Raw genomic sequence first — 23,678 nt, forward strand, 5'->3', positions numbered from 1 at the left:
GATATGGAAATACTAACGAAACAAGAATTTCGGAAAAAACTTCAAAAGAAAGTGATCACGGGTCGCATCCTAATCCTAGTCCTCTGGCTGGGGCTGGGATGGAGCTACATTCATTCTCTGGATGATTTACAGGAAGGCATCATGGTTGGTCTGCTTTTAGGTATTTCTTTGATGGTTCTGCGTTATAATCTTGCCTTGAAACGGGAGGAAGCCTTTAATAGGCTCTACATTCAGGTGACGGATGAGCGCAATCGCATGATTGACGAAAAGACTCGTACCCTGCTTTTTGATATCCTTTTGCTGCTGGCAGCAGGCCTGAGCCTTCTATCTATGATTTTTCCTATCATTTTAGATCTTAATCAGTTTCTGACCTTGACCATTATTCTGGTTTTGGCCCTTTACTATCTCTTGCGTTTTCTCCTGTCTAAGCGTTATTAACAAAAAAGCTGGCAGAGCCAGCTTTCCCAACAAGCTTTTAACAGAGCTTGTTTTTATTTTCTATAGAGTCGATCATACTGGTAAACAGGGTCCATAGTCACATGGATGCCTAGTTTGCGTAGGACATTTTTGTCTTCATCAGTCAGCATCACGGTCGAATGAGCTTCGCTGCCCTTGAGGTTGCCCAGTTGCTGCATAGCGTGTGCGGCATCTTGATTTTCCATAGCTGTGATTGCCAGAGCCATCAAGATTTCGTTTGAGTGGAGGCGAGGATTACGGCTGCCCAGATGATTGATTTTCAGACCTTGGATTGGTTTAACGTACTCGGGTTCGATCAGCTTGGTCTCTTTAGCAATATTGGCTAATTTCTTAATAGCATTAATCAATACAGCAGCCGTTGGGCCAAAGAGTTCAGAGGTTTTACCGGTTACGATTTCACCATTTGGCAATTCCAAAGCCAGAGCGGGGTCACCAGTGCTTTCAGCCTTGGCACGCGCAGCCACGGTTACTTTCCGATCCAGCGGTGTGATGCCCAAGTCGTTCATCAAGAGTTCGATTTTCTTGATAGCAGATTCAGAAACGCGCTCCGCCTTGAAGTCCAGAATAGTCTGGTAGTAGCGGCGGATGATTTCCTGTTGAGATGCCTCGATAGCTGCATCATTATCTACAATGGCAAAGCCGACCATGTTGACGCCCATGTCCGTTGGGGATGCATAAGGAGATTCGCCTAGGATGCGCTCCAGCATGCGTTTGAGGACTGGGAAAATTTCGATATCACGGTTGTAGTTGACGGTGGTTTTTCCGTAGGTTTGCAGATGGAAAGGGTCAATCATGTTGACATCGTCGAGGTCTGCCGTCGCTGCCTCGTAAGCTAAATTGACCGGATGGTGCAGGGGCAGATTCCAAACTGGGAAGGTCTCAAACTTGGCATAACCTGACTTGATGCCATTGATTTGGTCGTGGTACATGTTGGACAAGCAGGTAGCCAATTTACCAGAACCAGGACCAGGCGCAGTCACTACGACCAGATTTCGACTGGTCTTAATATAGTCGTTCTTGCCCATTCCCTCAGGTGAGATGATATGGTCCATATCAGTAGGATAGCCCTTGATTGGATAGTGGATATAGGAGTCAATTCCATTCTTTTCTAGCTGAGCGCGGAAGAGATCAGCTGCTGGCTGACCGGAATACTGAGTGATGACCACTGAGCCCACATAAATATCCAGCTCATTAAAGGTATCGATTAGGCGCAGCACTTCTTGGTCATAGGAAATGCCCAAGTCCCCACGTGCTTTAGAGTGTTCGATATTATTAGCATTGATAGCAATGACAATTTCCACTTGGTCCTTGAGCTCTTTGAGCAGTCTGATTTTATTGTCCGGCTCATAGCCTGGCAGGACGCGGGCAGCATGGAAGTCTTCCAGCATTTTACCGCCGAATTCCATGTACAATTTGCCCTCAAATTGATTAATGCGCTCCAAGATATGGTCGCGCTGTAGGTTTAAGTATTTTTCTGAATCAAAAGCAATTTTTTTCATGTATAGTTTCACCTCTGCTAAGCATTATAACAAAATTTTCTTCAAATTGGAAAATTAAAAGAGAGTATATTATATAAAATAGATAGCAGCCCGAATGAAGAACGGGCTGCTTCTCGAAATCAGTAGCTGGTAATCGTGTCCACCGTTGAGCGATCCAGCTTTTTGACCAGCGCTTGCAGGAAGGCTTGGGCTTGCAGGAAATCGTCCATGGCATAGAGAGTTTGGTGGGAATGAATGTAGCGGGCGCAGACACCGATTGTGGTAGATGGCACACCGCCGCTTTGGAGATGGGCAGCGCCAGCATCGGTTCCCCCTTTTCCGCAGTAATATTGATACTTGATGCCAGCTTCTTCTGCGGTTGTTAGGAGGAAGTCCTTCATAGCTGGCAGCATGAGATGACCGGGATCAAAGAAACGAATCAGCGTTCCATCACCGATGGCTCCTTGGCCGCCATAGATGTCACCTGCTGGGGAGCAGTCTACAGCTAGGAAGACCTCAGGGGCAAATTTTGTCGTAGAAGCATAGGCACCACGCAGGCCAACTTCTTCTTGAACATTGGCACCGACATAGAGTTGGTTACCTAGTTCTTGACCAGACAAGGTTTGAGCCAATTCACCGACCATAAGGACGCCGTAGCGGTTGTCCCAAGCTTTAGAGATGACATTTTTACCGTTAGCTGTGAGAATTGCAGAGCTGTCTGGCACGATCGTGTCTCCTGGACGGATGCCGTAGCTTTCGGCTTCTGCCTTATCCGCAAAGCCACCGTCAAAGACAATATCAGCAATTTGTGGCATGACTGGTCCGCCAGCACCGCGTGTCAGATGAGGAGGAACAGAGCCTGAGATGACAGGAATTTCCCGGCCTTCACGGGTAAAGAGTTTAAAGCGTTGGCTGCTCACGACCAATGGATTCCAGCCACCGATTTCCACCACGCGGAAAGTCCCGTCAGGCTTGATCTCGCTGACCATGAAGCCAACCTCGTCCATGTGGGCCGCAACCAGAACTCGGGGAGCATTTTCAGCTTGAGAATGCCGAACCCCAAAGATGCCGCCTAGACCGTCGGTAACGACCTCATCAACGTGAGGAGTGAGTTTTTCTCGCAGATAGCTGCGGACAGGTGCCTCGTGACCAGAGATTGCTGAAAGCTCGGTCACTTCCTTGATTTTTGAAAATAAGTCAGACATAAATTTACCTTCTTTCTGCCTCTATTTTATCACTTTTTAGAGGGAATAACAGGATGAACTAGAAGAAGCTGAGAAATATGCAATATTGTTTGTCGCCTCTGCGCTTTTGTGTTAAAATATTCTACATGAAAGCTAAAAAAATCATTTTAACCACAACAGCTCTTTTGGGAGCAGGAGCCGTGGCATTTGGAGCTGCCAAGCTTGTGCAGGAGCAAAAAAGACTGCGCAATAGAGAAGAAATTGTTCAAATCGTGCGGGAATTTTTTTCCAGCCGAGGACCGATTGCAACGGTTTATGTGGAACTTTATGAATCAACTGACAGTCGTACAGTTGGAGGGGTTGTCCTAGAAGATGACCGTCATTTCACCTTCGTCTATGAAAATGGTCAGTTGACCTACGAGGAAGAGTGATGATTCAGCCACAAAGCATGGAGGAGCTGGCTTCTTATGTAGAGCATAAGGGGAAGACTGTCTTCTTTTTCACAGCAGACTGGTGTGGAGACTGTCGCTTTATCAAGCCTTTTCTGCCAGAGATAGAAGCTGAAAATCCTGATTTTACCTTTGTCGAGGTGGATCGGGATCAGTATATGCCTGTCGCCCAAAAATGGGATGTTTATGGGATACCTAGTCTGGTTGTTGTGGAAGATGGCCGAGAGATTGGTCGCTATGTCAATCGTGACCGCAAGACCAAGAGTCAAATCAATGATTTTTTAGCGAGTTTATAAGAAGATTTAAAAGTATTTTTGGAGGAAGAAATGATTTTTACATACAACAAAGAGCATGTCGGAGATGTTCTCATGGTCATCGCTGCCGATAATCAGGGAGCTAAACTAAGCGCTGAGCGCAAAGGAAATGTAGCGCGTGTTTACCGTGAAGATAATGGACAGACAGTAGCTTGGAACATTTTTGAACTGTCAAATCTTTTTGAAATTGTAGAGCGCGGACAAGTTCAGCTGACGGATGAGCAAGTTGCGACTCTCAACCAAGAATTGACCAAAGAAGGCTTCGCAGCTGAGCTAGTTAAGGACCCAGAGCCTAAGTTTGTTGTGGGGGAAATCCTTGAGATGGTAGCCCACCCTGACAGTGACCACCTCAACATTTGTCAGGTGCAGGTGGCAGCCGACAAGACAGTTCAAATCGTGGCTGGTGCTCCGAATGCTCGTGTCGGCCTCAAGACCATCGTGGCTTTGCCTGGTGCTATGATGCCGAAGGGTAATCTCATCTTTCCAGGAGAACTCCGTGGCGAAAAGAGTTTTGGCATGATGTGCAGCCCACGGGAGCTTCAGTTGCCAAATGCGCCGCAAAAACGTGGCATCATTGAATTGGCGGATAGTGAAACGGTCGGAACGGCCTTTGATCCAGCTAAACACTGGCAGTCTTAAAAATTGGTATAGAAAAGGAAATCGTGATTTTCACGATTTTTTTGTCTTTTCTCGCGAATAAATAGATAGGAGGAAAGAATATGTATAATAAAGTTATCATCATTGGCCGGTTGACGGCTACACCAGAGTTACACAAGACAGCAAATGACAAGTCGGTTGCGCGTGCGACAGTGGCTGTGAATCGCCGCTACAAGAGTCAAAATGGAGAGCGTGAAGCGGATTTTATCAACCTTGTCGTTTGGGGACGCTTGGCTGAAACCTTGGCAAGTTACGCTAGTAAGGGGAGTCTGATTTCTCTGGATGGAGAATTGCGGAGCCGTCGCTATGAAAAGGATGGAACCACTCATTATGTGACAGAAGTTCTTTGCAGTGGTTTTCAGCTTTTAGAAAGCCGAGCCCAGAGAGCACTCCGTGAGAATAATACTGGAGCAGACCTAGCAGATTTGGTACTGGAAGAAGAGGAACTTCCTTTTTAAAAGTGATTTTTCTGGTCTCGAGTGTTCATAATAAAAGAGAAAGTAACAAATAAAGAATTAGGTAAATAGGCTACTACAGCAACTAGCGATTCTTCTCAGAGGAACGCTAGTTGTTTCTAATTTTGAAGATTGAAGCATTATCATTATACATACGGAAAGTAAATTTGATTAGGAAAAACTTGACAATTATTAATAAAAGAAGTAAAATACCCTTGTACACTGTTCTATTAGGAACAAAAAATGTAAAAAGGAGTCCAATTATGGCAGAAATTTCATTATCCCCAGAAGAACTCACCTCGCAAGCTTCGGTTTATTCTAATGCTCGCGATCAAATTGAAGCAGCTATTCAAGCAGTAAATAGTGCTAATGGTGAAATGCAAGCACACTGGCAAGGTAGTGCCTTTAATTCTTATCTTGAGCAATATCAACAATTGCACGGAGATGTGGTTAAGTTCCAAGAGTTGTTGACTTCTATTAATCAACAATTGGTTAGTTATGCAAACACTGTATCAGAACGTGATACAGCGGATGCAAATAGTTTTGGTTTCAAAGGATAAGGGCGCTCTGAAATGGAGGGATAGGATTGCTTCCTACCCCTCTTTTATTTTAGTCAAAAGTAAATAGAGGAGAATGAACATGTCAGATGCATCTTATTACCAAGAACTAGCTAATCAGGAATCTCAAAATTACAACAATACAATTTCTCAAAAAGTAGCCGTAGATAAAAAGATTGATAGGCTAGAGAAAGCCAAAACATCCTTGTCAACACAGATAAATAATTTTCAAACAGGTATTATAGATGCTTTAGAGAAAGTTAAAGTAGAAGATGAATCCCAGTTTAAAGGGGATCGGAAAACTAAGTACGTAGAAAAGTATGATTCTGCTAATACTGCTGCTACAACCAATAAAGCAAGCCATGAAGCAAATTTAGATAGTATAAATACTGAAATTGCTAATCTTCAAGCTGAATCGGATCGTTTAGCAATAGATGTAAAAACGGCTTATGAAAATATGAATTATTATCAGTCTATGGCAAATTCAGCTAGTTCAGAATAGAGGATGGGAAGATAAATGGCAAATACAGGAACGGATTATGGAGTTTGGACAGGACTTACTTCTACAGTCAGTACAAGCATCTCTGGCATTTCAGATATGGCAGAGTTAACTTTTTCAGCAACGACAATGGCACCTTTTACATCCTTTAATAATGATATTAAGTCATTTAATACAGCAATTAGCAGTCTCAAGACTTTCACGACAACCGATGTAACGCGTATGAATCAGGCAGCTGAGAACAAGGTGACGGATGACCGAAATCAGGCGAATGCCAAATAAAGTGTTAGAAAGGAGCTATATAAATGAATGAAATAAGTGCTTTATACAAAACTTCTTTAGCTCGAGTGGGAGTAGAAGAGGATAAAGGATCTATCTTGGAGCAAGTTGGTCATTCCTTGGTCAGTCAAGGTGATGCTTTCCGTAGACTTCAGTTGGTGCTTCTCAAGAACGAGTCTTTTTATAGTTACAATAGTCTGCTTGGTACATCTGTGACGATGAAGCTTGATTGGGAAAAGAGGAAGTGACTCTAACTTACTTAGATTCAGAGCTCATTTTGTCAATGGAAGACTTTCGGATTTGGCTAGCCTACACCGATTTACTCTTGTCTCCCATTCTTCCTTTAGGTACCTTGGTAGAGTTAGATCGCGAGTTGCTTCCAGAAGAGCTGGTGTCTGAGATGGAGAAAGCTAAAGTCCCTTTTATGGCGATGATTATGGGACGCAGACTGCTTTCTGATCCAGATGATCGGGAATATATTGATTATCTAGCCAGCATCTATCCCTATGGTCTAAGGTTAGATGTAGATCCTTTGTTTATACCGAGTTATTTGATTTCACGGGTTATTCAAGAGGGTTATAGTGATAGTCTAGATCAAACCTATGTGGACCAGCAGTATCGTAGAGATTACTTTCAGCATAATATCCTTTCTATGACCCATAGTATCGAAGGAGGAGATAGATGAAAATCGATATGAAAGAGGTTTATGAACAAAAGACAGCCTTGTCTAATTCAAAAACCTCGATTGATGCTCAGCTCAAGACAGCTAAGACCTCTTTTGTGAATTTGGTACATTCAGAAAGCCTCAAAGGAGATGTTAAGGAAGCAATCAATGCAAAAATCACTAATCACCAAGTCCCGCTATTGACAAATTTCACGAATGCCTTAGCGGTTCTCTTAGCTCAGTACGAGAAGACAATTAAGCAATTTCAATCAACGGTATCAGAGAATGCGGTGGATGCGATTATTGATACGGAATATCTGCAGGGGCTTTTGGATGGCTTTTCTGGTTTGTCTATGAACATTAGTGTTGTGAATCGCGAGACAGAAAAGATTTATAGCTCTATCTCTGACATTATCAGTCTGACGAATCCAGATGCTAGTACGATAACGACCCCTTTGTCAGAAGGTAAAAAGATCTTAACAGATACCAAGACGAATATGGCTAGCTTCAATGGTTGGAAGCGAGGAGATGAGTATAGCAAGGTACTGCAAGTCCAAACAAGTGCTTTGAAAGGATTGGAGGCAGCAGGCAAGAGTTCCTTTACGTCGAAAGAAGCAAAAGCGTTTTATAATAACAATGAATTTTGGGTGGGGTAGAGGAAGTTACTAGTGCTGTGTCAAGTTCGACACCTTTAATGTTGTTAAACTTTATTGCAGAAGAGATAAACTCTATTGCGCAATCTTTAGGAATAGAAGGCCTTAAAGCAGCTTCAACTAAGAGTGGCGCGATAGCAAATGCATTAATTAGAAAAATGACGGGTCGTAAACTACTTCAATACGGTGTTAGAGGAGCTGGTTTTGTTATGATTAATTCTAGCACTCGGACTGGGACTCGAGCTCTTGCAAGAGCAGCTAAATCTCTTGCAAGAGGAGAAAAGATTGCTAGTATGGCTACCAAATTTGGTAAATTCATAGGTGGCCATGTAGACGATGTTCGCTTTGTAAAAGATTCTCTAGGGAATATGAATTGGAAATTAGCTGGGCAAGATATTATGAAAAATGCGAAGTCAGCATTTTCTCAAAAGGGATTAGGAGCGGCGAAAAATGTAGGCGCTATTAGCACAGTATTGGCGTTGAAAGATGGTTTGGATACATTCCAACAGAATCGTGGGAAATATGGGGATGCTCATGCATTAGCAGACGGAGTCGCCCATGCGGCAGGTACCTTTAGTGGAGCAGTAGTCGGAGCTCAGGCTGGAGCAATTATAGGGTCCTTTATTCCAATCCCTGTAGTAGGAACGGTACTAGGAACAGTAGCAGGAACGATTATCGGAGATGCTGTCGGAAAAGGGCTCAATCATGTATGGGATAAGTTTTCACATGGAGAGTGGAAGCTACCCAAGCTGTGGTGACGGGAATAGGATAAGTATTAGAAAGAAGAAATATATGTTTTTTAGAAGACGTCGTTTTTATTTGAATCAATATTACGACAAAGCTATTTATTATGATCGTAAGACCCATGAAGTTTTAGAAGCTCCAAAGAGTAAACTATTAGATACAGAGAAATCGAGCAGGATGAATCGGCATATTCCTCTATTAGTTGTTCTCTTTATAGCTAGCGGAAGTGGCATTTCTTCCTTCTTTAGTCTATTTTTACAAGGAACTTATAGTATGACAACTTTTTGGAGTGTTATTCTTATCTGGATAGCAGAATTTGCTTTTATTACTCTCCTTGTAGAACGAGCCTTGTATAGAAATGTCAATAAAGCTCAAGTGACTACCCAAACGGTTTGTCTGACTACTATGATTTATCCCGATGACGAAAATCAAGACGAAGAGGAAAAGACGGAAAAAGGTTTTAGTAAAGGTGCTTTTTTATATTTTAATGCACTCTTATTTACTATTCCTGCAGTAGGTTTCTACTATGTCTATGATTTTATTTCCCGCTTTAAAGACTTGTTGGGGCAACCGATTGGAGGAGAGATTTTTAAGATTGTTTTTGCAGGTCTTTTGTTGGGAGTTGCTTTTGTTGGGTTCAATCAAAATAATTTCGTTAGAATCTTGAAATTGTCACAACGGTTTGAAGAGGGAAAAATTAGTGTGATATGTAGAGCTGATGACGATCCAGATGTCTATCTAGAAGTGAGTGTTGGACCAGATGGAGCTATTTTGACAAAAGAATTACATAAGTAAAAAAGGAAGTTTTGAGATGCTTTAAGCTATTTTAAAATATGGAGATTAATGTTTGTTTTAAAGTCAAGAGATGCAATAGTGACTTTTTGACTTCTAGTGAATATTGTTAAACTTTATTGCGCTAAGCAATGTAGAAAAATTGGAAAAACAAGGAGAATAAAATGACAGATAAAATTTTACCTTTGGGTTCAGTTGTAACCCTCAAAAATGGTGACGGTACTGAAGTGATGATTGTATCACGTGCTAGTGTGATTGGAGTGGATGATGGGAAAGGTGGAGCTAAAAGCGTCTATTTTGACTATGGTTCAGTTGTGATTCCAAATGGTATGCAGACACCAGATAATCTGTTCTTTTTCAATAGAGAAAATGTCAAAGAAGTTTTATTCGAGGGATACAGAAACGAAGATGAGAAGGCTTTTGAAGAGCATTACGATACTTGGATGAAGTCAGCAGAAGTTCCAAAAGGATCTATTTAAATAATGATATGAGAAGAATCGCTATATTATAGCGTATTTTTTTAGTTATCGGTTTCTAGATTCATGGTATAATTAAGAGTGGATAGCTTTGTTTTTCTATGCCACATAGGGAAGGTAGATTGAAAGAGGTTCATAACCAGAAGACAGCACTGTCTAACTCACAAACCTCGATTGATGCTCAGCTCAAGACGGCTAAGACCTCTTTTGTGAATTTGGTACATTCGGAAAGTCTCAAAGGAGATGTTAAGGGAGCAATCAATGCAAAAATTACGAATCACCAAGTCCCACTATTGACAAATTTTACGAATGCCTTAGCGGTTCTCTTAGCTTAGTACGAGAAGACCATTAAGCAATTTCAATCAACGGTATCAGAGAATGCGGTGGATGCGATTATTGATACGGAATATCTGCAGGGGCTTTTGGATGGTTTTTCTGGTTTGTCTATGAACATTAGTGTTGTGAATCGCGAGACAGAAAGGATTTATAGCTCTATCTCTGACATTATCAGTCTGACAAATCCAGATGCTAGTACAATTACGACCCCTTTGTCAGAAGGTAAGAAGATTTTAACAGATACCAAGACGAATATGGTTAGCTTCAATGGCTGGAAGCGAGGAGATGAGTATAGCAAGGTATTACAGTCGCAAACTCAAACTTTGGAAAGTCTTTCTACTATGGCTGGTCTTTCATTTACTGATGCAGAAGCCAAGGCGTTCTACAATAGCCAAGATTACTTAAAGGCAGTTAAGAAAATCTCCTCCAAAGCAGATGGCACAACACCAGTAGAACTGTTAGGGTTAATTTCTAAGACTATTAATAAAGATTTAGGAAAGAGAAAAGGAAGTCAGGAGTCTGATGCAAAGAAGGCTGCAGAGTTTTTAGGGATTTCTGTTGAAGAATGGAATAACTTAGTTAACAAGGTTAAAGATGGAAACGAAGGGGTTTCGACTTCAATTACTTTCTTAAAAGGGAAGATGTACCTAAACGGCATGGAAATTGTGAAAGATGCCCAAGGTTTTGCGATTCCTATTAAGGATGGGGAAGTGATTCCTGAATTTATTAAAAATTTCAAAAAATACTTTAATAAGAAAGGGACTCAGTTAGAGTTTGTAACAAGTACAGGCAATTATCGTGCTCTTGATAAGGTTGTATTTAATCAAGGAGGAGGTGGAAGACAAGTCACAGCTCCAGGGAGAACCTTTGAGAAAGCGTTGGACATTGATTTGGCTGGTATAAATTATGCTTTTAAACCAGGTGGTGGTCTTAATTTTAAAGCAATAGGCAACGCAGCTAAGTCAGGATTTACAGAGTCTATTAAAAGTGTGGTAACAGATTTCAAACCAAGTACTTGGAAAAATGCTTCTACCTTTACCAAACTGGTAAATTTCTTGGTGCTCTTGGAACTGCATTTACTGTGGTTGAAAGTGCTACAAATAATATTGATTTTAGTGATGGAATCCAAGGACGTGAACTAAGAAATGCAACAATTGATGCGACTATCTCAATCGGTGCAGGTGCAGCTATAGGCTCTTTCTTCTTACCTCCGTTAGGAACTGCTGTCGGTGCTTTGGCTGGTATAGGAATAAACACTCTAATTAATACGAATATTGGTAATACTGGTAAAAGTGCAGTTCAGCATGTACAATCATTTGCAAAAGGTATAGGCGATTCTATTGCTAATTTCTTTGGAGGTGGGAAGTGATTAAATATGGAGAAGACTTTCGGTCAGAAGCATTAAATAAGGAATATTTTCAAGCGCTGGGTTCCACGCGAGCTTCTGTTAGAATGTTGAGTTTGGCCTGGGCTGGTTTGTTTGTATTGAGCATCGACCTGACTCACATATATTTTTTTATCAAGGAGCAATTCACAGTAGATCCCTTTTCTAATGTCCCTTTCTTTTTCTATGTCTCCTTCTATTGCTCATGCTGGGCTGTCAGATTATGTCATTCAGCAAGACGTTCATCTATAAACATCAACTCTTTAGTACTGCGATGCTCTTTGTACTAATCAATGGGATCCATCTTTCATTGGTTTTAATGAATTATATTCTCACTATTTTAACGAATGAGGTTCTAAAAAATTCGCTGATCTACTCGCTGATTTATTGGTTAAGTTCCATTGGTTTATTCATGGGGTTAATTGTTTATAATGCCAGTTGGTTAAAAAAGCAACTAAGAAAAGGATTTTCAGAAAAACGAACAACTGCTAACTATATAGCCTTTTCAAGTGTTTACAGTAAACCATCCCTTTGGATTATTCTAGGAGTTACTTTGTTAGGCGGAGGGTTGGCTAGTTTATCCGGTTATTATGTGCAAACATTTGGGATTGTGAGCAATATAGTGTTTATTTCAGCTTTTTCAAGATTAATCGTCGAAGTTGGTTATCTACTTTATCTAAGAAGTAAGGATAAGACCTATTGGGAAGAAGTACCTAAGGAAGCCAAGAGAGAGTCCTTTTTGAAAACCATAGACCTTAAAAAGGCCAAGTATCGCTTGGTAATAGAAATTGTCTTATTTTTGACTCTTGCAGTGTGTTTGAAGATACTTAAGATAAATGCTGAAAATAGCCCGATTTGGCTTATATGGACAATAAGAATTTTTGGTTATTCAATTCTTTTGGATACCGCTATTAGTTTTATTTATTATCAGGTCAAAAAGATGAAACGAGGAAAATAAATGAAATTTAAAAGAAGGCAATTAAGCTTAAAAAATGCGATTGGATTTGAACTTACCATTGAGTCGGAGTCCTCTTTCTACAGTCAGTTAAAGGAAGCTTCAGAGGGATTTAAGCGTTTAATGATGGGAGATGACCTATATTTTGATGGTCCTACCTACTTTACATATTTACCATCAGACGACATTCAAGATATTTTGGTTTTTACAACATTAGGTAATAAACTTGAGCAAGTGAAAGAAAATACCTCGGGTATTTTCTTTCAGAAATCTTTAAATTTAATAACCGACTTTTATTATCGTCATTATGATCAAGAAGAAGCTATTCCTTACGAGGAGATTGAAAGAGAAATTTCGAAAGAAGGATATAGATTGGTAAATATTTTTCATGTTGTTTTGGACCTTTATGGTGACTATGTTGTAGACTTGTATTGTGAGGTTGAGAAAGTGTAATGAGATTGCCCATAGATGTTGTAAAAGTTGAAAAAATAGCTTTCCAAAACGTAGTTAGAAAAAAAGTATCTTTTCACTACAATGAAATGGATAAAAATTTAGAAAATTTTATTTCAGGCATTATAGAGTCAGGCTATCAAGTGAAAGGTCCATTTTTTTATAGTTTAAACAATGTTCCACTCAATGAAATAGTTGATCTTGAATTATTCGTACCTATCTGGAATGATTATTTCCAATTAGAAGGATATGAATTTTCAACATATTTTGAGGTTGACAACTTATTGAAAACTGTTATTCAAGGAAATTTTGCTGAATTGACAGAGATAGGATTTGCTAAGTTAATCCTGACGTTGGAAGAAAATAATTTAGACATAGCAACGCCTTTCTACCATATTATTTCACAAGGTGAATTGCAATATATAGAATTATTTGTTGGCTATTTTAAAAAAGAAGACTCATAGAACAACTGGCCGGTGTTGAATTGCTTATTATAAAAGACTTTATTTCATAATTAATTTTTAATAGTTCGGAGTATTTATAGAAAGTATCTATGGAAGAGTTTTTATCTTGTAACTAACTTGGTATTTATTTTTTCTGATTTCATATATCCGTATCTTATAGAATTATTGGGCTCTAGAAAATATAAGCCTTTCTTTTGTTTAAAGTACTAGGTAGACATCTTGATTTTCAAGCAAGTTTTGCCTATTCATCTGTAAACATACTTTTTTGCTATACTTATAAAAAGAAATCTTTGTAATGAGAGTGAGTAAACCTTGCCAACTGTATGGACGATTCTCTGTGCATTTAATCATTAGGACAGTAATCCTATTTTGATATTTGACTAAAATAGTTAAAATTATTTTCTATTGGAAGTAACTATATTAAATTGATGAAAATTAGAGAGAGTGATTGAGCTACTCCCGAAAGTTAGATACTAAAAATCTAACTTTTGGTTTTTTTATTATGAAATTTACTAACAAGCACAAAGTCCAAAATTATCCGTATAATAAGTGAAGTATTATGTATAAGTGACTGATAGAAAAACATGAGTTAAACCCTTAAATCGTTCATATCAAATCTGATTCATTGGTAGTTTCGGAATAGATGTTATCCCAAAATAGAAATATCGTTAATACCCCCTTGTATTAAAATCAAAAATGATTAGTTAAGTTTTACTCTAAGGTTGTTTGTAACGAAGTGTAGTCCTGGATTATGTGTTATTGAATAGTTGATTGTTTCCAAATTGACTCGAACAATCTAACAAATACAGGTATACAATTACTAAAAAAATAAGAAGTAGAACATTAAAAATACTACGTGAACGTATTTATTCCTTTTATTAAGGAGAGTTTGGCAAGAAGACTAATAAACTCATCTGACATTAATTTGAGGTTCTAATCCAATTGAAAAGTGCTATACAGATGTTACAGTATTTTTTATTCTATGTAGCCAAAGAGATTACATTTTCGCTAGTTTTAAATAGCTTTTGCAACGAAATTATCAATCATCAGGTTCCCTTATTGATGAATTTTTCTAATGCTTTAGCCGTTCTTTCTGCTCAGTATGATAAGACTATCGAACAGTTTAAATCAACAGTCTCAGAGACAGCGGCGGATGCGATTATTGATACGGATTATTTGCAGGGGCTTTTGGATGGTTTTTCTGGCTTGGATACTAATATTAGATTTGTGGATCGGGAGACATCAAGGATTTATAGCTCTATCTCTGATATTATCAGTCTGACAAATCCAGATGCCAGTACAATTACGACCCCTTTGTCAGAAGGTAAGAAGATTTTAACAGATACCAAGACGAATATGGTTAGCTTCAATGGTTGGAAGCGAGGAGATGAGTATAGCAAGCTCTTGCAAGTCCAAACAAGTGCTTTAAAAGGATTGGAGACAGCAGGCAAGAGTTCCTTTACGTCGAAAGAAGCAAAAGCGTTTTATAATAATAATGAATTTTTGGGTGGGGTAGAGGAAGTTACTAGTGCTGTGTCAAGTTCGACACCTTTAAAACTTCTAATAAATGTTGCCAAAGCAGTCAATAAGGTATGGAGTAATAATTATGTTCAGAAAGGTGTAAATAAAGCGAAGGCCAATGTTAAAGAAAAGCTGACAGATCCTTTTTGGTTATCTAGACAATTTGCAAAACAAGTTAAGAAATACGGAATCAAAATGAAAGGTGATTCTTGGAAACGTTTGACTAAAGAAGGTTTGGATCGTTTTGGCTCTCGTACGAAGAGAAATATTTTAGGAGATATCAAAAAAGGCTCTCAACTCAAAAGAGGCGCTACTCAAGCTTTGGGTACTTTATCTGATTTAAGAACGGATAAAGGGATTAAGACTGCACTGCAGGATGTTAAAGATAGTTATAAAAACTTAAAAACACCAAAGGGTGTCGTAAAATCTATTGGTATTATCGGGACGGTTGAAGCCCTATGGGAAGGTAAGGAAACGTATGACAAGAGTCTGAAAAAATATGGACAAGCGACAGCTATTCGAGATGCAGCAGCTCACACAGCTAGTAGTGTGACTGGTCAGGTTATCGGAGCACAACTCGGAGCAATTTTTGGATCTGCGATTCCAGTTCCAGTCGTAGGGACTGTTCTCGGTTCGATGGCAGGTAGTTTTCTAGGAGGTGTGGTTTCAGATGGAATCAATCATGTATGGGATAAATTTTCTCATGGAGAGTGGAAGTTGCCTAAACTATGGTAATAGAATTTGGATGAGTAATTAGAAAGAGGTTAGAATGTTTTTTCTTAGACGTCGTCGAGTGTTTATAGGCGAATGTGATGGTCAGGCGGTCTACTATGACCAGCAGACTGGGGAGGCTTTGGCTGCTCCAAAGAGTATCCTGCTCAATACGGAAGGAGCTTATAAGACTAATGCTTACATTCCTGAAATGGTTATTTTTCTGATGGCAGGTGGGCCAGGGGTTTTTGGATTCTTTTCAGCTATGTCCATTGGTGTCTATAACTGGACCAGTTTGACCTATATCCTACTATTTTGGTTGGCTGAATTTTTGCTTTTGGTTGCTATTATTGAGCGAGCGCTTTATAAAAATGTTCGCAAGGCTGTTCCGACAACAGAGAAGGTGTTTTATTATGCAGTGTCACATAATTTGATGGTAAGGGATGAACATTTTGACCCAGCTAAGGCATCTGCCACGGTCTACCGAATTGTTCGATGGATCCTTGTGCTTATGAATTTATATTCTATATATGTTATTTATAGTTACATCCGGTTATTTGGTCAGCCTATTGAGACTAACTCTGACTTTTGGGGGACTGGGATAATCTGGTATACAATGATAGCATTTTATAACCAAAACAACCCGGTTCGTTTTGTGAAGATTATGAAGCTATACAGTCAAGGGAAAGTACGTTTTAAGGAAGAAGGAGAATAAAATGACAGCTAACATTTACCTTTGGGTTCCGTAGTAACTCTAAAAAATGGTGATGATACAGAAGTGATGATTGTTTCACGAGCTAGTGTCATCGAAGTGGAAGATGGTCAAGGAGGTACTAAGAGTGTCTATTTTGACTACGGATCAGTGGTTATTCCGAACGGGATGCAGACACCAGACAATTTGTTCTTTTTCAATAGAGAAAATGTCAAAGAAGTTTTATTTGAGGGATATAGAAACGAAGATGAGAAGGCTTTTGAAGAGCATTACGATACTTGGATGAAGTCAGCAGAAGTTCCAAAAGGATCTATTTAAATAATGATATGAGAAGAATCGCTATATTAAGCGCTTCTTCTCTTTTTCTGTCTCTTTTGTTAAGTGGCTAGAAAGATGTTAGATGTAGCCAGTTTTTTTGCTAATAAAATGGGGTAATAATATATAGAACGCACATGAGGATTTGTTTAGCATTAAGAAATTCTTGATAATACTGGAGGCCAGTCAAGCTAATAATACAGACTTTTAATGGTGATTATATCGAGATTAGATTTTTAGTTTCAGCTTATAGTAGGGAATGTAGCGGTTCTTTTTCTAGTATCGACAGTATAAAATATGAACAATGTGTTCAGTTTTAAAACTTACCATAATTTTCGGATAGTTAGAAGAGTATAAAATCTATATAAATATTTCAAGCCAAGAGTACTATAGTAAATAATATTATAAGAAGTGGATCTGGAGTGATTGGGCACAAGGAAAAGTAAAGAATTTTGACCATTGGGGATGGTATATCTAAAGAAACTAAGGTAGCTTGTTTAGATATTTGATAAAAATAGCAGGTCGGTGCCAAAAAAGATAAAGTAAAAATCACCTGTTTGAATGGCGTCTAAATAAATTTGGGTACGATATATTATCTATTAGAACGAAATAATGAGATCCTTACACATCTGTTTAAGGGTTTGAATATTGATCCGATTCATGCTAAAATAAAACTAGTCTTTGAGTGAGACTAAATAGGAAATACATTAAAGATATTTGCGATAGGTCAATGCTATTAATGAATATTTGTAACGTATTTATTTGCAGAAGACAGCTGTCTCTCTTAGTTTCTTAAGTTAGAAAGTAGGGCTTGTATCTTGAAGCGATTATACCAAATTATAGCATTATTTTTATTATTTTTATTTACAGGTGGTACTGTGTATGCTAAAGATGGCGAACTAGACTTAAAAACAGATTCGATGACGCAAAAGAAACAGCGTTCTCAAGGAAATGAGATCGAGCATATGTATGCACCAAATCTATTCATGGATAGGATAGAACAAGAAGCAATAAAATCTAAAACGGATGCTCAGAAAATGCTCAAAACTGCAAATCGAGTTAATTTCAGCAAAGCAGAAATTTTGAGTGGCGATGGACTAGATTTTAAGGCGTATCGCCAAGCTCTTTTTAAGAATTATCAAGTCTCTGACAGTATCATCGTAGATAAAGAGGAATCGGGCGACATGATGATATGGACAGTCTTTGGGGCAATATCATTTGTTACAATCATGCTTTTAATTGGAATTTATTTAGGAAGGAATTTTCATGGAGGAAGAATATTTAAACGCAACCATTAGATACAAAGATAAGGAAATAGATATTCGCTTTTCCAAATTATTATCTCTACAGAAAGTTAAGATGTTAATTTGCCTAAATAATCTAGATAAAGCATTGTCTATTATTCCCTCAAATTGGCATTTAGAGATTCAGGGAAAACTTCTGAGAATAGAGCAACATCGAGCTTTAAAAGAATATCCGCTAGGAGATGGCGATGTATTGGAGGTAATCATAAATGAGTGATAAAATCGAAATTAAATACAGTAAGGAAAAGGTCAAGGTTATTTTACCAGCAAGTCACTTTTCTCGTCAAAAATTATCTACTATAGAAAATTATATGGATGCCACTGTGACATTGGAAGACAGTGGTTCTTTATCACTGATTTATGACAAACCAAAATATTCTTATAGTCTTAAAGATTGTATCACAGAAGAGATGTCAGAAGTGAAACGTTTGGAATTGGCTCAAAAGATGGAATCTTTAACATTCTCTGAGCATCATTTTAAAGTTCCTTATATACATCCGAAAAATATATTTTTACAAGGAAGTGTTGTTAAGATCCTTCATTATGGTTTAGAAGGAATTATGAGTCCGATTCCGTATACCTTAGAAACTTTTCTAATGAGCTATAAGGCTTTGATTGTTTCTATATTGCGACCGAAACTTGATTTTGACTTACTGATAAATGGTGTAGCTGCAATAGGAGATTCGTTAATACAGGATATAGCCGCATGTGAGACATATGATGAGGTAGTAAAATACGTTAACGAAGCTTATGACAAAGCTTACCAAGAAGAAAAGAAAACAAAGATAGTTGTTTCGAAACGTAACTGGCATATTTTTTCTATTGGAATGGGAATTTTTTGCGCAGCAAGTATTGCTTTGGGGACTTTTGCAGCCTACTTTTATTTTTGGTCTGTTCCTGTTCAGCGAGCGACAATAAATGCTCAAAGCCATTTTATTTCTAAACATTATGACGATGTGGCAGATGATTTACAAAAGTTTCAAGTAGGTCGTTTAGGTAAAGAAGCAAAGTATGTCTTAGCATCTTCCTATGTTCATTTAGATGATCTATCTGAGAATCAGAAAGCAAGTGTTTTAAATACAATTACACCCTCCAGTGAGGATAACCTCTTGGAGTATTGGATTTATCTTGGAAGGGGAAACTATAAAAAATCTTTAGATTTGGCTCAGAATATTGGAGATGATCAGTTAACTCTGCATGCTTATACAAATCTATATGAGCAAGTTCGTGAAGATAAAAATATGAAGGGTGCTGATAAACAAAAGAAATTAAGCGAGTATCGTAAAGAGATTGAGAAACTCTCGAAAAAACTTGGGGTTAAAGTAGGTGAAGAAAAAGATGAGTAGAGATGATAAAAGTTTTTTTCACAACACAGAAAAGAATCTAGTTTCTGGTAAAATGTTAGGTCAGCTCAAAGTAGTCATTTTTTCTGAACGCCTATCGATACTCACGTTTATGGAAGGAACGAATGCTGAGGAGCAGGGGTTCTCTTTCTACATGAAGGATGGCAATATATACGCTGACGAAAAAGAGTTGATAATGGGAAAAATACCATTGAAAATAAGACTGTTTTTGTTATTGAAGAAGAAAGAAACATATTTGTCAGTTACATTTCTCCTCCAAACGAAGATTTTATTATTTCAAAAGATCAAGAAGCAAATCTCCTCATTTGCTCGAAAGCTTATATTCTGTTTTCCAACGGAAAGGTTTATCTCTATCCAAATGACAGTGTATGTTATTTGAATGAGCGTTTGATTTCCTCTGATATTATTTCCGAGTTTAAACAGGGAGATAGTATTTTTATAGAAAATTACTTTATAGAGTTTTTGGACAATCAATGGCAGATTTCGTCTTTCTTTGAAAAAGCAATTTTCAATAGTCAAACTGTCCTGTTACAAGAAAGAAAATCAATTTATCAATCTAATTTCCCAGTCTATCGGCGTAGTCCTCGAGTACTTCCTACGATATATGATAAACGTCAGAGGATAGAAAAGCCAAAAAATCCTCCAACGAAACCAAAGAATGCTATTTGGCGTGCAATTGTTCCTCCTCTAGGTATGTTTGCTCTTTCTGGGCTAGTAGTAGTTTTAATGGGACGAAATGCGATTATGATGTTGAGCATGGGGGGGATGAGTGTTCTCACTGCTGCATTTTCAATTACGAGCTATTTTACTGATAAAAAAGAGTATAAACAAAAGAAGATAACAAGGCTCGAAGATTACGAGGCGTATCTATTACAGCAAGTATCTACCTTACATAAGCACTACATAGAGGAAAGGAACATTCTTTTCTATCAGCAACCCAATATTGAAACTCTGATTGAAATGATTATGCGTTATGATGAACGTCTTTATGAGCGTCTGCCTTTTAATGAAGATTTTATGACTGTCTCGCTTGGTTTGGGAGATATTGATAGTCAGCTTCAAATTGATTACCAAACAGACTTTTTAACTAAGGACAAGCTGACAATTTTTTCTCAAGATTTGCTAAAGACTTATGAGAAACAAAAGAGTGTTCCTGTTACAACAACGCTTACCCAAAATATCATTGGACTCGTCGCTCAACATGATATAGGTCAGCTATTTCTCCAGCAACTTTTATTGCAGATTGCGGCTTTTCATTCTTATCATGATGTAATATTTGTTAATTTGACTTCGCAGGAAGATTATGATCAAATTTGGAAGAAATGGAGATTTCTACCTCATTTTCTGTTACCAATGATTAATGTTCGTGGTTTTGTACATGATGATCGTACGAAAGATGCAGTACTTACCAGTCTTTATCAGGTTTTGCAGTCTCGTTTTCAAGAAAAGGATCAGAAGGAAAGAACTTATTTACCTCAGATTGTCATTGTTATTTCAGATGATCGCTTGTTGTCTGGTCATGCTATCAATGAAAGTCTTTCACGAGCAGATTTGGCTTCTTTTGGTGTAACTGTTATTTGGGTGAAAGAAAGTCGCCGTCAATTACCTGAGACGGTAACGACGCTTATCGATTTGAGGAGTAGAGATACAGCAACTTTAATCAATAATAGAGGAATATATGTAAACCAAGCCTTTACTCCGTATCCATTAGTAGATAATTATGAAGGTGCTGTACGTAGATTAAGTAACCTAATTCATGAGGAGACCCAGAAAAATGCTCTTCCAGATGCGATTACATTTTTAGAATTATATAATGCAGAGCAAGTTGAAGACTTAAATATTTCCAGCCGATGGGCACGAGGAGATACATCTAAGAGTCTTGCAGTTCCACTTGGGGTTCGAGGAAAAGATGATATTGTCTACCTGAACTTACACGAACGCGCTCACGGCCCTCACGGCCTCGTTGCTGGAACAACGGGATCTGGGAAGTCAGAAATATTACAATCTTACATTTTATCGTTAGCATTAAACTTTAGCCCAGAGGATATCGGTTTTCTCCCAATAGACTTTAAAGGTGGTGGTATGGCAAATTTATTCAAAGATTTGCCACATTTGATGGGTGTTATCACCAACTTAGATGGGGCAGGGATCCAGCGCGCTCTGGCTTCCATTAAAGCAGAATTACAAAAGCGTCAGCGTCTATTTGGTAGATTTGGAGTCAACCATATTAATGGATATACAAAATTATACAAGGAAGGTCGTACAGGGATAGAGGGAGATTTTCCTACAGAGCCACTCCCACATCTATTTTTAATTTCAGATGAATTTGCTGAGTTAAAGCAAAATGAACCAGAGTTTATGACAGAACTTGTGACAGCGGCTCGTATTGGTCGTTCCCTAGGGATCCATTTGATTCTAGCTACTCAGAAGCCTTCGGGTGTTGTTAATGATCAAATTTGGTCTAATTCACGATTTAAGCTGGCGCTAAAAGTAGCGGAAAAAGCAGATTCGAATGAGATCATAAAGACACCAGATGCTGCAAGCATTACACAGCCAGGCCGTGCTTATTTGCAAGTTGGGAATAATGAGATATATGAACTATTCCAATCGGCATGGAGTGGGGCACGTTATGCACCGAAAGCGAAAGCAAGTACTGAAGAAGTTGATAATAGACTTTGGGTAATTAATGAGCTAGGACAATATGAGCTTGCGACTACAGATTTGTCTTATCTAGACGAAGAGATGGTTAGTAGGGATGCTGATAATGATGAGACTGAATTGGATGCTGTTGTAGATTATATTGCACAGTATGCAAAAAGTGTGAATCTCTGTATTCCAACTAAACCATGGCTACCTCCACTTAATGAGGATATTCCTTCTCCGATTTTAACTACAAATTGGGGGGATAAAAAACTTCACAAAGCTCCTTTTGCTTTAATGGATATTCCTTCGGAACAGGATCAGCGGATGCTAGAGTTCGATTTAGAAGAATTTAGTCACAGTATCATTTATGCTTCTCCAGGATTTGGAAAATCACAAGCTCTTCAAACATTAGTCATGAATTTTGCTAGACTTAATAAACCAGATCAAATACATTTTAATTTATTTGATTTTGGGACGAATGGACTATTCCCTCTGAAAGGATTACCACATGTGGCAGATATTGCTACATTAGATGATGCAGAAAAACTAATAAAGTTCCTTAAAAGTTTACAAAAGGAAATACAAAAACGACGGGATTTATTGGCTGAATATGGAGTCACTTCTATTGAACAGTATGAGCAGAAGACAGGACAAACTTTACCATTTATTTTGAATATTGTTGACTCTTATGATACTGTACGTGATCATCCGCTTGAAAGTTCTGTTGAATCTGCTTTTCATCAGGTACTGCGTGAGGGAGCGAGCCTAGGTATTTATTTGATAGCAACAGTTCTCCGAAATACTAGTATGAAATTAAGTATGCGAAGTAATTTTGCTACACAGTTTGTTCTATATTTGGTAGATAAGGACTCCAAAAAAGATCTTATTGGTTTTGATGCTCTGGCTGATCAAGTTGTTCCTGGTCGCGGTCAGATTAGATTTGAGGAACCAATTCGTTTTCAAGTGTACCTTGCAACGGAAGGAGGTTCAAATCTTGAGAGACTGCAGAGTTTAGAAAACGCTATTGAATCAATGGACAAGTCATGGAATGGATCCAGACCCGAAGCTATCCCGATGCTGGCTAATGAGATTACATTTGAAGAATTTGAAAATGATGTAGCTGTTCAAGAAGAACGGGAGAGATTCAATATTCCAATTGGTTATGATAAAGAAACAACAATGATTCGCTCTATTGAACCAATGAATTATGACTTTATTCTTCTCATGGATGACACTCCTTCTCAAACATATAGTATTGAGCGAGCAATATTGTCAGCTTTTTCAGAGTTTTCTGGGAAAATGGACCGTGTAGTGGTTGATACGGATGGACGTTTTGCCGGTATGAATGAATATTTTGACACTATAATTGATGAGGCGAATATTAGCCAATTCCTTGGTGAACTCTTAGGAATCATCCAATCTGGTAAGCGTAGAGAGCAACCAATGTTTGTTTATCTTCCAGATATACACTTAACTGGAGATAAGATTGTGTTAACGGATAAAGATGTAAATACTTTGTTCACCAAATCTTCGGTAGTTAACATCCATTTAATTTTCCATGGTTATCAAAGCAGCATAGTTAGTAAATTTACACCATTCTTCAAGCGACTTCGACAAAATGTTCCGATGGGAACGTTTGGTACTACCTTTAATGAACAAAAGGTCGTACCAGGTCGTACTCAATACAATGAGCCCTTGGTGGAACTTAATGAAACACAGTTCTTCGTTGGTAGAAGTGTTCATCGCCTGAGAATAGCGCAAGATAAGTAGTTACAAAAAGTTTTCATAATAAGCCTTAAATGTGCTATAATAGACAGAGGGATTCCTGTTAACAAGTAACG

29 protein-coding genes and 1 pseudogene are annotated in these 23,678 nt (G+C 38.3%); 28 read left to right on the top strand and 2 right to left on the bottom strand.

The window, feature by feature from the left end:
* Positions 1-3 precede the first annotated feature (3 nt).
* Positions 4-438: a DUF2178 domain-containing protein gene (locus tag I872_RS00835; protein ID WP_015604285.1), complete on the top strand. Its 435-nt coding sequence runs from the start codon at positions 4-6 to the stop codon at positions 436-438.
* Between the two features lie 53 nt (positions 439-491).
* On the opposite strand, the gene I872_RS00840 is transcribed toward I872_RS00835, so the two are convergent.
* Together I872_RS00840 and pepA are read right to left on the bottom strand one after the other, a co-directional pair.
* Positions 492-1,976, bottom strand: coding sequence for a DUF1846 domain-containing protein (locus I872_RS00840; RefSeq protein WP_015604286.1), 1,485 nt, complete (start codon positions 1,974-1,976; stop codon positions 492-494).
* Between the two features lie 119 nt (positions 1,977-2,095).
* Positions 2,096-3,160, bottom strand: a complete 1,065-nt coding sequence (gene pepA, locus I872_RS00845) for a glutamyl aminopeptidase (RefSeq protein WP_015604287.1) — start codon at positions 3,158-3,160, stop codon at positions 2,096-2,098.
* Positions 3,161-3,285: 125 nt separating this feature from the next.
* Here pepA and I872_RS00850 point away from each other — a divergent pair, with 125 nt between their 5' ends.
* The 27 genes and pseudogenes from I872_RS00850 (at position 3,286) to essC (ending at position 23,607) form a co-directional block, all read left to right on the top strand.
* Positions 3,286-3,570, top strand: a complete 285-nt coding sequence (locus tag I872_RS00850; protein ID WP_015604288.1) for a DUF4651 domain-containing protein — start codon at positions 3,286-3,288, stop codon at positions 3,568-3,570.
* Positions 3,570-3,884, top strand: coding sequence for a thioredoxin family protein (locus I872_RS00855; protein WP_015604289.1), 315 nt, complete (start codon positions 3,570-3,572; stop codon positions 3,882-3,884). Before I872_RS00850 ends, I872_RS00855 begins: the two co-directional genes overlap by 1 nt.
* Positions 3,885-3,914: 30 nt before the next feature.
* Positions 3,915-4,541 (top strand): YtpR family tRNA-binding protein, encoded by a 627-nt coding sequence (gene ytpR, locus I872_RS00860; RefSeq protein WP_015604290.1) that lies wholly within the window; start codon positions 3,915-3,917, stop codon positions 4,539-4,541.
* 80 nt (positions 4,542-4,621) lie between these two features.
* Positions 4,622-5,017, top strand: a complete 396-nt coding sequence (locus tag I872_RS00865) for a single-stranded DNA-binding protein (RefSeq protein WP_015604291.1) — start codon at positions 4,622-4,624, stop codon at positions 5,015-5,017.
* 260 nt (positions 5,018-5,277) lie between these two features.
* Positions 5,278-5,574, top strand: coding sequence for a WXG100 family type VII secretion target (locus tag I872_RS00870; protein WP_015604292.1), 297 nt, complete (start codon positions 5,278-5,280; stop codon positions 5,572-5,574).
* 79 nt (positions 5,575-5,653) lie between these two features.
* A complete protein-coding gene (locus I872_RS00875) occupies positions 5,654-6,073 on the top strand; it encodes a DUF5082 domain-containing protein (protein ID WP_015604293.1) in 420 nt (139 codons plus the stop codon).
* 15 nt (positions 6,074-6,088) lie between these two features.
* Complete coding sequence (locus I872_RS00880) at positions 6,089-6,352, top strand: hypothetical protein (RefSeq protein WP_015604294.1); 264 nt, start codon at positions 6,089-6,091, stop codon at positions 6,350-6,352.
* A gap of 23 nt (positions 6,353-6,375) precedes the next feature.
* Positions 6,376-6,597 carry a hypothetical protein gene (locus tag I872_RS12125; protein ID WP_015604295.1) on the top strand — a complete coding sequence of 74 codons (222 nt, stop codon included), beginning with the start codon at positions 6,376-6,378 and terminating at the stop codon, positions 6,595-6,597.
* Positions 6,594-7,034, top strand: coding sequence for a DUF4176 domain-containing protein (locus tag I872_RS00885; RefSeq protein WP_234702199.1), 441 nt, complete (start codon positions 6,594-6,596; stop codon positions 7,032-7,034). Before I872_RS12125 ends, I872_RS00885 begins: the two co-directional genes overlap by 4 nt.
* Positions 7,031-7,755 (top strand): annotated as a pseudogene (locus I872_RS12515) (T7SS effector LXG polymorphic toxin); the annotation flags it as partial. The gene I872_RS00885 and the pseudogene I872_RS12515, both read left to right, overlap by 4 nt.
* A gap of 120 nt (positions 7,756-7,875) precedes the next feature.
* Positions 7,876-8,424 carry a hypothetical protein gene (locus tag I872_RS12520; RefSeq protein WP_336884610.1) on the top strand — a complete coding sequence of 183 codons (549 nt, stop codon included), beginning with the start codon at positions 7,876-7,878 and terminating at the stop codon, positions 8,422-8,424.
* Between the two features lie 34 nt (positions 8,425-8,458).
* The gene (locus tag I872_RS00895; protein WP_015604299.1) at positions 8,459-9,205 is read left to right on the top strand and encodes a hypothetical protein; all 747 of its coding nucleotides are present in this window, start codon (positions 8,459-8,461) and stop codon (positions 9,203-9,205) included.
* Between the two features lie 161 nt (positions 9,206-9,366).
* Complete coding sequence (locus I872_RS00900) at positions 9,367-9,681, top strand: DUF4176 domain-containing protein (protein WP_015604300.1); 315 nt, start codon at positions 9,367-9,369, stop codon at positions 9,679-9,681.
* A gap of 119 nt (positions 9,682-9,800) precedes the next feature.
* Entirely contained in the window at positions 9,801-10,013 is a 213-nt protein-coding gene (locus I872_RS12130; protein ID WP_041826761.1) for a hypothetical protein, read from the top strand.
* Between the two features lie 48 nt (positions 10,014-10,061).
* Positions 10,062-11,156: a hypothetical protein gene (locus I872_RS12135; RefSeq protein ID WP_041826762.1), complete on the top strand. Its 1,095-nt coding sequence runs from the start codon at positions 10,062-10,064 to the stop codon at positions 11,154-11,156.
* On the top strand, positions 11,096-11,383 hold the full coding sequence (locus I872_RS00915) for a hypothetical protein (protein ID WP_015604301.1): 288 nt from the start codon (positions 11,096-11,098) through the stop codon (positions 11,381-11,383). The genes I872_RS12135 and I872_RS00915 overlap by 61 nt, the downstream gene beginning before the upstream one ends.
* 427 nt (positions 11,384-11,810) lie before the next feature.
* Positions 11,811-12,356, top strand: a complete 546-nt coding sequence (locus tag I872_RS12140) for a hypothetical protein (protein ID WP_234702200.1) — start codon at positions 11,811-11,813, stop codon at positions 12,354-12,356.
* A complete protein-coding gene (locus I872_RS00925) occupies positions 12,357-12,806 on the top strand; it encodes a hypothetical protein (protein ID WP_015604303.1) in 450 nt (149 codons plus the stop codon). It abuts the gene before it with no gap.
* Positions 12,806-13,267, top strand: coding sequence for a DUF5085 family protein (locus I872_RS00930; protein WP_015604304.1), 462 nt, complete (start codon positions 12,806-12,808; stop codon positions 13,265-13,267). Before I872_RS00925 ends, I872_RS00930 begins: the two co-directional genes overlap by 1 nt.
* A 960-nt stretch (positions 13,268-14,227) precedes the next feature.
* Positions 14,228-15,523, top strand: a complete 1,296-nt coding sequence (locus I872_RS12145) for a T7SS effector LXG polymorphic toxin (protein ID WP_015604305.1) — start codon at positions 14,228-14,230, stop codon at positions 15,521-15,523.
* A 34-nt stretch (positions 15,524-15,557) separates the two neighbouring features.
* Complete coding sequence (locus I872_RS00940) at positions 15,558-16,214, top strand: hypothetical protein (RefSeq protein WP_015604306.1); 657 nt, start codon at positions 15,558-15,560, stop codon at positions 16,212-16,214.
* A gap of 66 nt (positions 16,215-16,280) precedes the next feature.
* Complete coding sequence (locus tag I872_RS00945) at positions 16,281-16,529, top strand: DUF4176 domain-containing protein (protein ID WP_015604307.1); 249 nt, start codon at positions 16,281-16,283, stop codon at positions 16,527-16,529.
* An 875-nt stretch (positions 16,530-17,404) separates the two neighbouring features.
* Complete coding sequence (locus I872_RS00950) at positions 17,405-17,824, top strand: type VII secretion EssA family protein (protein ID WP_231913956.1); 420 nt, start codon at positions 17,405-17,407, stop codon at positions 17,822-17,824.
* Positions 17,793-18,047, top strand: coding sequence for a hypothetical protein (locus tag I872_RS00955; RefSeq protein ID WP_041826857.1), 255 nt, complete (start codon positions 17,793-17,795; stop codon positions 18,045-18,047). Before I872_RS00950 ends, I872_RS00955 begins: the two co-directional genes overlap by 32 nt.
* Entirely contained in the window at positions 18,040-19,176 is a 1,137-nt protein-coding gene (essB, locus tag I872_RS00960; RefSeq protein WP_015604309.1) for a type VII secretion protein EssB, read from the top strand. The genes I872_RS00955 and essB overlap by 8 nt, the downstream gene beginning before the upstream one ends.
* Positions 19,169-19,573 carry a hypothetical protein gene (locus I872_RS12150; RefSeq protein WP_015604310.1) on the top strand — a complete coding sequence of 135 codons (405 nt, stop codon included), beginning with the start codon at positions 19,169-19,171 and terminating at the stop codon, positions 19,571-19,573. The genes essB and I872_RS12150 overlap by 8 nt, the downstream gene beginning before the upstream one ends.
* Positions 19,570-23,607: a type VII secretion protein EssC gene (essC, locus tag I872_RS00965; RefSeq protein ID WP_015604311.1), complete on the top strand. Its 4,038-nt coding sequence runs from the start codon at positions 19,570-19,572 to the stop codon at positions 23,605-23,607. The genes I872_RS12150 and essC overlap by 4 nt, the downstream gene beginning before the upstream one ends.
* The last annotated feature ends 71 nt before the right edge of the window (positions 23,608-23,678 follow it).

Source organism: Streptococcus cristatus AS 1.3089 (assembly GCF_000385925.1).
In the GTDB taxonomy this organism is placed as follows: domain Bacteria; phylum Bacillota; class Bacilli; order Lactobacillales; family Streptococcaceae; genus Streptococcus; species Streptococcus cristatus_B.

What these genes read in the sequence shown, in the direction of transcription:
- I872_RS12140 (WP_234702200.1), top strand. Translation starts at nt 11,811, where the DNA reads ATGGGGTTAATTGTTTATAATGCCAGTTGGTTAAAAAAGCAACTAAGA.
- I872_RS00840 (WP_015604286.1), bottom strand. Translation starts at nt 1,976, where the DNA reads ATGAAAAAAATTGCTTTTGATTCAGAAAAATACTTAAACCTACAGCGC.
- I872_RS00930 (WP_015604304.1), top strand. Translation starts at nt 12,806, where the DNA reads ATGAGATTGCCCATAGATGTTGTAAAAGTTGAAAAAATAGCTTTCCAA.
- I872_RS00945 (WP_015604307.1), top strand. Translation starts at nt 16,281, where the DNA reads ATGATTGTTTCACGAGCTAGTGTCATCGAAGTGGAAGATGGTCAAGGA.
- I872_RS00835 (WP_015604285.1), top strand. Translation starts at nt 4, where the DNA reads ATGGAAATACTAACGAAACAAGAATTTCGGAAAAAACTTCAAAAGAAA.
- essB (WP_015604309.1), top strand. Translation starts at nt 18,040, where the DNA reads ATGAGTGATAAAATCGAAATTAAATACAGTAAGGAAAAGGTCAAGGTT.
- I872_RS00925 (WP_015604303.1), top strand. Translation starts at nt 12,357, where the DNA reads ATGAAATTTAAAAGAAGGCAATTAAGCTTAAAAAATGCGATTGGATTT.
- I872_RS00875 (WP_015604293.1), top strand. Translation starts at nt 5,654, where the DNA reads ATGTCAGATGCATCTTATTACCAAGAACTAGCTAATCAGGAATCTCAA.
- I872_RS00880 (WP_015604294.1), top strand. Translation starts at nt 6,089, where the DNA reads ATGGCAAATACAGGAACGGATTATGGAGTTTGGACAGGACTTACTTCT.
- I872_RS00870 (WP_015604292.1), top strand. Translation starts at nt 5,278, where the DNA reads ATGGCAGAAATTTCATTATCCCCAGAAGAACTCACCTCGCAAGCTTCG.
- pepA (WP_015604287.1), bottom strand. Translation starts at nt 3,160, where the DNA reads ATGTCTGACTTATTTTCAAAAATCAAGGAAGTGACCGAGCTTTCAGCA.
- I872_RS00895 (WP_015604299.1), top strand. Translation starts at nt 8,459, where the DNA reads ATGTTTTTTAGAAGACGTCGTTTTTATTTGAATCAATATTACGACAAA.
- I872_RS12150 (WP_015604310.1), top strand. Translation starts at nt 19,169, where the DNA reads ATGAGTAGAGATGATAAAAGTTTTTTTCACAACACAGAAAAGAATCTA.
- I872_RS00865 (WP_015604291.1), top strand. Translation starts at nt 4,622, where the DNA reads ATGTATAATAAAGTTATCATCATTGGCCGGTTGACGGCTACACCAGAG.
- I872_RS00855 (WP_015604289.1), top strand. Translation starts at nt 3,570, where the DNA reads ATGATTCAGCCACAAAGCATGGAGGAGCTGGCTTCTTATGTAGAGCAT.
- I872_RS00940 (WP_015604306.1), top strand. Translation starts at nt 15,558, where the DNA reads ATGTTTTTTCTTAGACGTCGTCGAGTGTTTATAGGCGAATGTGATGGT.
- I872_RS00900 (WP_015604300.1), top strand. Translation starts at nt 9,367, where the DNA reads ATGACAGATAAAATTTTACCTTTGGGTTCAGTTGTAACCCTCAAAAAT.
- I872_RS12125 (WP_015604295.1), top strand. Translation starts at nt 6,376, where the DNA reads ATGAATGAAATAAGTGCTTTATACAAAACTTCTTTAGCTCGAGTGGGA.
- I872_RS00955 (WP_041826857.1), top strand. Translation starts at nt 17,793, where the DNA reads ATGGAGGAAGAATATTTAAACGCAACCATTAGATACAAAGATAAGGAA.
- I872_RS12520 (WP_336884610.1), top strand. Translation starts at nt 7,876, where the DNA reads ATGATTAATTCTAGCACTCGGACTGGGACTCGAGCTCTTGCAAGAGCA.
- ytpR (WP_015604290.1), top strand. Translation starts at nt 3,915, where the DNA reads ATGATTTTTACATACAACAAAGAGCATGTCGGAGATGTTCTCATGGTC.
- I872_RS12145 (WP_015604305.1), top strand. Translation starts at nt 14,228, where the DNA reads ATGTTACAGTATTTTTTATTCTATGTAGCCAAAGAGATTACATTTTCG.
- I872_RS00850 (WP_015604288.1), top strand. Translation starts at nt 3,286, where the DNA reads ATGAAAGCTAAAAAAATCATTTTAACCACAACAGCTCTTTTGGGAGCA.